This window comes from Aliterella sp. E5.1 (genome assembly GCF_057473825.1).
The window spans coordinates 1-1,831 of the sequence record NZ_JBYCCV010000314.1; the positions used below are offsets into that span (position 1 = coordinate 1).

Here is a 1,831-nt window from a genome sequence, read left to right on the forward strand (position 1 = left end):
AAAAAAATCCATCCAAATGTTGATGCAAAAGACATTTTTCGCTATCAAGACTTTAGGCAAGATTTTATTTCTGAGTTTTTTGGAGATATCCTTACTTACTTCAATAACGCTAGTTCAATACCTACTAAGTAGGCGGCTACAATAAAATGTAAGATAAAATAGATGCGTTTTCTGTACTGAGACAATTTCACTAATGCCTGCTCCCATCCGAATAGTTTTAACAGAAGAAGAAGACCGCACATTATTGGAATTGCGGGTAGCCGCCGATGTACCGCAGAGGACAAGAGATCGCGCTCATATGTTACGACTGAATGCCCAAGGGTGGAATACACCTGCAATTGCAGAAATTTTTGAGTGTCATGAGCATACTGTAAGAGCAACAATTCGACGCTGGCAAGATGGAGGATTAGGGGGACCAGAGGGAAGCCACAGGGCGGGGAGCAAAGCGTAAATGGTCAGAAGCCGATTTGCAACATCTGGAAAGGTGTTTAGAGTTTGAAGAACGTACCTATAACAGCCTGCAACTAGCCCAAAAATTAGCATCAGAGCGCGGCGTAAAATTAAGTCCTGATCGACTAAGACATTTATTGCAAAAAAGGGCTACAAGTGGAAACGGACACGGCACAGTCATCGAGCCAAACAAAATCTTGAGTACAAACAACTCAAACAAGCTCAGTTAGATGCGCTTCTTCAGGTGGAACAATTAGGCGGTGTTGAACTGATATACCTGGATGAGTCAGGCTGCCAGTTGTGGAGTCCTGCTAGTTACAGTTATAGCCGCAAGGGAGAACAGAAATGCCTTGAGCAGACGGAGCGACGTAACGGACGCATCAGTATTTTAGGGGTATGGCAACCAGATAAAAGCTTTAAGTATGCCTTAGCTTGTAGTAGTTTCAAAGTAAGAAAGTTACATCAAATTCATCGATTGGATTGCAGAACTGGCATCGGAGACTTTCAGGACAACCGGACTCCTGACCGTAATTGTCCAAGATAATAGCTCTTTACACAAAAGCAACCTAACTCGTCAACAGTGGCAACGCTGGCGTTCTCAGGGTTTATTTCTATTCTTTCTGCCCCCAGAACCGCTCCGAAATGAACCGGATTGAAGAGCAATGGCATCAACTCAAGACCCATGAAATTGCTGGACGGATGTTTGAGGATGAATATGATTTAGCACTGGCAATCATTGATGGAATGGAAGCTCGTAGTGTCAAAGGTGGTTATACACTGGAGCGTTTTAAGTTTAATTCCGCCTGACTACTTAGTCCTCTCGGTTATCAATACCCGCTTCATCTACGTACACTATCTGCTCCGCGAATTTTGTCTTCAATCGTTCTTGGAACTCTTGACGCAGATACTCATCCCGTTCTCGATAGCCGTATGTCTTTTTTTAAGGGCTTAATCCAAGCTTACGTAAGGCATCACTGATGTTTTGCTGGCTCACATTATCGCCCCACAACACAGCCATTTGCCCTTGGGTCTTACCTCCATGTTGCTTCGCGAACTCACGAAACCTCTGCCAATCGGTGATTTTATGTCGATTTCCCTGTTGATAGTGAGTAATCGCTTCACAGTTGCCAGTTTGTTCTTTGCGCTTCAACCATAGATCGAGTGTGTTGCGACTGATGTTCAACATCCGACTCACATCACTTTTGTGTTCTCCTCGCTCAACTGCCGCGATCGCTTTTTGGCGCAGGTCTTCACTATAGAACCCATTTGACATCTCTAAAAGGCGGCAAGTCGCTTAATCATTAACCTGACGAAGCAGAGATTGAGCTTCGTGGTGGCATTGGTCAAGGTGCGCTCAAAGTTCTTAACGAGGATCTTACAT

3 protein-coding genes and 2 pseudogenes are annotated in these 1,831 nt (G+C 44.3%); 3 read left to right on the top strand and 2 right to left on the bottom strand.

Features of this window, described 5'->3' with window-relative positions:
- Positions 1-193: 193 nt before the first annotated feature.
- From AC2VE5_RS26690 to AC2VE5_RS26700, 3 genes are all read left to right on the top strand, one after another.
- Entirely contained in the window at positions 194-451 is a 258-nt protein-coding gene (locus tag AC2VE5_RS26690; RefSeq protein ID WP_486890563.1) for a helix-turn-helix domain-containing protein, read from the top strand.
- 243 nt (positions 452-694) lie between these two features.
- Complete coding sequence (locus AC2VE5_RS26695) at positions 695-994, top strand: hypothetical protein (RefSeq protein ID WP_486890564.1); 300 nt, start codon at positions 695-697, stop codon at positions 992-994.
- 98 nt (positions 995-1,092) lie between these two features.
- Positions 1,093-1,257: a hypothetical protein gene (locus tag AC2VE5_RS26700; RefSeq protein WP_486890565.1), complete on the top strand. Its 165-nt coding sequence runs from the start codon at positions 1,093-1,095 to the stop codon at positions 1,255-1,257.
- A 7-nt stretch (positions 1,258-1,264) separates the two neighbouring features.
- Here AC2VE5_RS26700 and AC2VE5_RS26705 read toward each other — a convergent pair.
- Both AC2VE5_RS26705 and AC2VE5_RS26710 read right to left on the bottom strand, forming a co-directional pair.
- Positions 1,265-1,723, bottom strand: a pseudogene (locus AC2VE5_RS26705) (IS630 transposase-related protein); the annotation flags it as partial.
- 2 nt (positions 1,724-1,725) lie between these two features.
- Positions 1,726-1,831 (bottom strand): annotated as a pseudogene (locus AC2VE5_RS26710) (transposase); the annotation flags it as partial.

Bases quoted from the DNA above. Each gene is read 5' to 3' on its own strand.
- AC2VE5_RS26690 (WP_486890563.1), top strand. From the start codon at position 194: ATGCCTGCTCCCATCCGAATAGTTTTAACAGAAGAAGAAGACCGCACA.
- AC2VE5_RS26700 (WP_486890565.1), top strand. From the start codon at position 1,093: ATGAACCGGATTGAAGAGCAATGGCATCAACTCAAGACCCATGAAATT.